The following is a 6,320-nucleotide window of genomic DNA, read 5'->3' as shown; positions in this document are numbered from 1 at the left end:
GTTGCTGGAACAGGCTTTGTCTTATTTGTCCTGCTGCGTCGACTATGGTTCCTTGCGGAGCCCTGAGGGGTTCAAATCCATGGCCACGGTCAGCCGGACACAAAAACAGCCCGGGCTTGGCCGGGCTGTTTTAATTTGGTTGCGGGGACAGGATTTGAACCTGTGACCTTCAGGTTATGAGCCTGACGAGCTACCGGGCTGCTCCACCCCGCGTCAACTAAGAAGTAAGCGCAAGCCTACGATAGGGATGGCCTACAGATAGGTAGAAGTCTCACCAAATGAAAGGGCCGCTTACGCGGCCCGTGATCCCGTTGGCGGGCCTGTTCATAAAGAGAAGATTTCTCTCCATCCGATTTGGATGTGAGATCAACGTGCGTTTGGCAGACCTGGCAGCGACCTACTCTCCCGCGTCTTGAGACGAAGTACCATCAGCGCTGGAGCGTTTCACGGCCGAGTTCGGAATGGGATCGGGTGCAGCCGCTCCGCCATAACCACCAGGTCGGCAAAACGCACGTTGTTTCGAGAAGCTGTTTTTGTGCCAAGGCGACGTTCTTTGCAGGTTGCTTCGGGCAAAGCCCGCAAGCGCGACTGCGCGTCGCCGGTTTTCCGGCGCCCTCGCTTAAGCTTTGGCCCCAGAGGGGCCGCTCATGCGTGAGCGCTGGTAAGACCATTCGACTTCTGGCGACAATCCTTCGGATTGCGCCTCGAATGGGCATAAGGAATGAGAACGATCAAGCCGATCGAACTATTAGTACCGGTAAGCTTCAAGCGTTGCCGCTCTTCCACACCCGGCCTATCAACGTGGTCGTCTTCCACGGTTCTCAGGGAATACTCGTTTTAAGGTGGGTTTCCCGCTTAGATGCCTTCAGCGGTTATCCCGTCCGGATATAGCTACCCTGCTATGCGGCTGGCGCCACAACAGGTCCACCAGAGATCCGTCCATCCCGGTCCTCTCGTACTAGGGACAGATCCTTTCAATATTCCTACACCCACGGCAGATAGGGACCGAACTGTCTCACGACGTTCTGAACCCAACTCACGTACCGCTTTAAATGGCGAACAGCCATACCCTTGGGACCTGCTCCAGCCCCAGGATGCGATGAGTCGACATCGAGGTGCCAAACAACCCCGTCGATATGGACTCTTGGGGGTCATCAGCCTGTTATCCCCGGCGTACCTTTTATTCGTTGAGCGATGGCCCTTCCACGCGGGACCACCGGATCACTATGACCGACTTTCGTCTCTGCTCGACTTGTCAGTCTCGCAGTCAGGCAGGCTTATGCCATTGCACTCAGCGAACGATTTCCGACCGTTCTGAGCCCACCATCGCGCGCCTCCGTTACTCTTTAGGAGGCGACCGCCCCAGTCAAACTACCCACCATACATTGTCCCGGACCCGGATAACGGGCCGCGGTTAGACATCCATAGTAATAAGGGTGGTATTTCAAGGGTGGCTCCACCTGAGCTGGCGCCCAGGTTTCAAAGCCTACCACCTATCCTACACATGCCACTACGAATGCCAATGTAAAGCTATAGTAAAGGTGCACGGGGTCTTTCCGTCTAACCGCAGGAACCCCGCATCTTCACGGGGAATTCAATTTCACTGAGTCTATGCTGGAGACAGCGGGGAAGTCGTTACGCCATTCGTGCAGGTCGGAACTTACCCGACAAGGAATTTCGCTACCTTAGGACCGTTATAGTTACGGCCGCCGTTTACTGGGGCTTCGATTCAGAGCTTGCACCCCTCCTCTTAACCTTCCAGCACCGGGCAGGCGTCAGACCCTATACGTCGTCTTGCGACTTCGCAGAGCCCTGTGTTTTTGATAAACAGTCGCTACCCCCTGGTCTGTGCCACCCTCCTCCACTTGCGTGGAAAAGGGTCACGCTTCTTCCGAAGTTACGCGTGCAATTTGCCGAGTTCCTTCAGCATAGTTCTCTCAAGCGCCTTGGTATACTCTACCAGACCACCAGTGTCGGTTTCGGGTACGGTTTATAAGGAGGAGCTATTTCCTGGAACCACGCAGCAGCCCGTTCAATCCGATAAGATTGGACTACCTCAATGATCCGTCACTACCTCCAAGCCCACGAATATTAACGTGGTTCCCATCGACTACGCGTTTCCGCCTCGTCTTAGGGGCCGGCTAACCCTGCTCAGATTAGCTTTAAGCAGGAACCCTTGGTCTTTCGGCGGGGGAGTCTCTCACTCCCCTTACGTTACTCATGTCAGCATTCGCACTTCTGATACCTCCACCACCCCTCACGGGTATGGCTTCATCAGCTTACAGAACGCTCCGCTACCGCTCGTGATTGCTCACGAACCCTAAGCTTCGGTGTATGGCTTTAGCCCCGTTACATTTTCGGCGCAAAGACCCTTATTTAGACCAGTGAGCTGTTACGCTTTCTTTAAATGATGGCTGCTTCTAAGCCAACATCCTGGTTGTTTTGGGATCCTCACATCCTTTCCCACTTAGCCATAACTTGGGGACCTTAGCTGTAGGTCAGGGTTGTTTCCCTTTTCACGACGGACGTTAGCACCCGCCGTGTGTCTGCCGACTAGTACTCCCAGGTATTCGGAGTTTGGTTAGGTTTGGTAATCCGGTGAGGACCCCTAGCCCATCCAGTGCTCTACCCCCTGGGGTATTCGGTCGACGCTCTACCTAAATAGATTTCGCGGAGAACCAGCTATTTCCGAGTTTGATTGGCCTTTCACCCCTAGCCACAAGTCATCCCGAACTATTGCAACAGTTATGGGTTCGGTCCTCCAGTAAGTGTTACCTTACCTTCAACCTGCTCATGGCTAGATCACTCGGTTTCGGGTCTAATGCGACGAACTGAACGCCCTGTTCAGACTCGCTTTCGCTGCGCCTACACCTAGCGGTTTAAGCTTGCTCGTCACACTAAGTCGCTGACCCATTATACAAAAGGTACGTGGTCACCCAGGACGAACCTTGGGCTTCCACTGTTTGTAGGCAATCGGTTTCAGGTACTCTTTCACTCCCCTTGTCGGGGTGCTTTTCACCTTTCCCTCACGGTACTAGTTCGCTATCGGTCATGCACGAGTACTTAGGCTTGGAGGGTGGTCCCCCCAATTTCAGACAGGATTTCACGTGTCCCGCCTTACTCGAGGACGATGATTTGCATTACGCGTACGGGGCTGTCACCCACTATGGCCCTACTTTCCAGAAGGTTCCGCTTGTCTCATCATCGCCACTGGCCTGGTCCGGGTTCGCTCGCCGCTACTTCCGGAGTCTCGGTTGATGTCCTTTCCTACGGGTACTTAGATGTTTCAGTTCCCCGCGTTCGCCACTTTACCCCTATGTATTCAGGGTAAGTTACCTATTATCGATACTTGGAAACCACAGCAGCATCAGCGCAATCTCGAAGAGATTGTCGCTCCAACGCGATCCCAAAGAGATCACGCAGGCCTGCTGCTCTGATTTTCCAAGTACCTTAGGTGGGTTTCCCCATTCGGAAATCTACGGATCAAAGGGTATTCGCACCTCCCCGTAGCTTATCGCAGCGTATCACGTCCTTCATCGCCTGTGCATGCCAAGGCATCCACCAATTGCCCTTAAGACACTTGATCGTTCTCATTGCCAATACCCATCCGCGCGATCTCGAAGAGATCGTACTTCAGCCAAATCCCGAAGGATCCTGCTTCAGCGCGATCCCAAAGGGATCGTCGCATGGGCCAAATCCTGTGCGGGATTTAGCCCGATGTCATTGGCACAAAAAGACCAGCTTCTCGAGATCGGTTCGAGGGTGCGGTTAGGCAAACCCATCATATGCGGGAGATTGAGCGTCTCCCGCGACAAATCACAAGCCTTTTGGGCTCATGAAGTTCGAACAAATCTTCTCTTTACGATGTCAAACAGAACAGGCGGGAAAGCCAAGAAAGCTTCCCGCAAATCTTTTTTCGAATGACTTTTTCTCGGACACCTTCATCTCCACTCGACACCTCTTTCTTCCCTGGAGAAGAAGCGACAATCCTTGCGGATTGCGCGAGTGGTGGAGCCGGACGGGATCGAACCGACGACATCCTGCTTGCAAAGCAGGCGCTCTCCCAGCTGAGCTACGGCCCCTGATTATTTTCCCGACAGATATCGAGGAGATCCGACAATCCTTGCGGATTGCGAAGTGGTGGGCCTGGGAGGACTTGAACCTCCGACCTCACGCTTATCAAGCGCGCGCTCTAACCAACTGAGCTACAAGCCCTAAGCCCGCAGATGGTAGTCGGCGTCGAGGCAGAGCCTCGCAAGGCCGACCGGCCGTCGCGGCTCGTGCCGCGCCCTCGCGGAGCGCCAGCACCCGAAGGGTGCGACACGGCGCGCGAGCGCAATCCAAAGTCATTCGCTGAAGAAAGAGAAACGAAGGCGGCAGACCCGCTTAAGGTATGCGCGACGGTCAGAGTGACTCCCTGCCGTCTTGTTCCAAGAGAACCGAAAGGCAGAGGCTCATCAGATGAGCGTTTCCATTAAGGTTCTTCCTTAGAAAGGAGGTGATCCAGCCGCAGGTTCCCCTACGGCTACCTTGTTACGACTTCACCCCAGTCGCTGACCCTACCGTGGTCGCCTGCCTCCTTGCGGTTAGCACAGCGCCTTCGGGTAAAACCAACTCCCATGGTGTGACGGGCGGTGTGTACAAGGCCCGGGAACGTATTCACCGCGGCATGCTGATCCGCGATTACTAGCGATTCCAACTTCATGCACTCGAGTTGCAGAGTGCAATCCGAACTGAGATGGCTTTTGGAGATTAGCTCGACCTCGCGGTCTCGCTGCCCACTGTCACCACCATTGTAGCACGTGTGTAGCCCAGCCCGTAAGGGCCATGAGGACTTGACGTCATCCCCACCTTCCTCTCGGCTTATCACCGGCAGTCCCCTTAGAGTGCCCAACTGAATGCTGGCAACTAAGGGCGAGGGTTGCGCTCGTTGCGGGACTTAACCCAACATCTCACGACACGAGCTGACGACAGCCATGCAGCACCTGTCACCGGTCCAGCCGAACTGAAGGGATCCATCTCTGGAAACCGCGACCGGGATGTCAAGGGCTGGTAAGGTTCTGCGCGTTGCTTCGAATTAAACCACATGCTCCACCGCTTGTGCGGGCCCCCGTCAATTCCTTTGAGTTTTAATCTTGCGACCGTACTCCCCAGGCGGAGAGCTTAATGCGTTAGCTGCGCCACCGACAAGTAAACTTGCCGACGGCTAGCTCTCATAGTTTACGGCGTGGACTACCAGGGTATCTAATCCTGTTTGCTCCCCACGCTTTCGCACCTCAGCGTCAGTACCGAGCCAGTGAGCCGCCTTCGCCACTGGTGTTCCTCCGAATATCTACGAATTTCACCTCTACACTCGGAATTCCACTCACCTCTCTCGGACTCGAGATTGCCAGTATTAAAGGCAGTTCCGGGGTTGAGCCCCGGGATTTCACCCCTAACTTAACAATCCGCCTACGTGCGCTTTACGCCCAGTAATTCCGAACAACGCTAGCCCCCTTCGTATTACCGCGGCTGCTGGCACGAAGTTAGCCGGGGCTTCTTCTACGGTTACCGTCATTATCTTCACCGTTGAAAGAGCTTTACAACCCTAGGGCCTTCATCACTCACGCGGCATGGCTGGATCAGGCTTTCGCCCATTGTCCAATATTCCCCACTGCTGCCTCCCGTAGGAGTTTGGGCCGTGTCTCAGTCCCAATGTGGCTGATCATCCTCTCAGACCAGCTATGGATCGTCGCCTTGGTAGGCCATTACCCCACCAACTAGCTAATCCAACGCGGGCTCATCCATCTCCGATAAATCTTTCTCCCGAAGGACGTATACGGTATTAGCTCCAGTTTCCCGGAGTTGTTCCGTAGAGATGGGTAGATTCCCACGCGTTACTCACCCGTCTGCCGCTCCTCTTGCGAGGCGCTCGACTTGCATGTGTTAAGCCTGCCGCCAGCGTTCGTTCTGAGCCAGGATCAAACTCTCAAGTTTTGAAACTTTGATTGGCTTTTATCTGGTCACGCTTTGAATTGACGAGAACATTCACACCTAGACACTCACGTGTCTTGGTAGACTTTATTCTCTCAAAACGTGTCCGCCAAAGTCTCGTTCGAACAACCTATCCCTGGCGGGATAAGAGGTTCAGCAGGACTCTGCCGCCCACGTTTCTCTTTCTTCAATATTCAATTTTCAAAGAACAGACACCGCAGACGCAGTGTCGTGGCCCGTTTCGCTTTTGGCTCCGGGGCCGTCCGAGTGTCGCTTACGCGGCTCTCTTGAATCTCACAACGGGCAGGCTTAGAAGCAAACTTCTTCGTCGCCAGCGGCGTGCCGCC

At 54.6% G+C, this 6,320-nt stretch carries 3 tRNA genes and 3 rRNA genes; all 6 read right to left on the bottom strand.

Annotation, left to right across the window (positions count from 1 at the left end):
* Positions 1 to 136: 136 nt before the first annotated feature.
* The 6 genes from AC07FD_RS39650 to AC07FD_RS39625 all read right to left on the bottom strand — a co-directional run bounded on the left by AC07FD_RS39650 (position 137) and on the right by AC07FD_RS39625 (position 5,976).
* A tRNA-Met gene (locus AC07FD_RS39650) sits at positions 137 to 213 on the bottom strand.
* A 171-nt stretch (positions 214 to 384) separates the two neighbouring features.
* A 5S ribosomal RNA gene (rrf, locus tag AC07FD_RS39645) occupies positions 385 to 499 on the bottom strand.
* 228 nt (positions 500 to 727) lie between these two features.
* A 23S ribosomal RNA gene (locus AC07FD_RS39640) occupies positions 728 to 3,586 on the bottom strand.
* A 420-nt stretch (positions 3,587 to 4,006) separates the two neighbouring features.
* A tRNA-Ala gene (locus tag AC07FD_RS39635) sits at positions 4,007 to 4,082 on the bottom strand.
* 56 nt (positions 4,083 to 4,138) lie between these two features.
* Positions 4,139 to 4,215: transfer RNA gene (locus tag AC07FD_RS39630), tRNA-Ile, on the bottom strand.
* Between the two features lie 276 nt (positions 4,216 to 4,491).
* A 16S ribosomal RNA gene (locus AC07FD_RS39625) occupies positions 4,492 to 5,976 on the bottom strand.
* The 16S, 23S and 5S rRNA genes sit together here with 3 tRNA genes alongside, the layout of an rRNA operon.
* Positions 5,977 to 6,320 lie beyond the last annotated feature (344 nt).

The sequence above is a fragment of the Mesorhizobium waitakense genome, from assembly GCF_056431085.1.
This window is presented reverse-complemented; position numbering and strand designations above follow the sequence as displayed.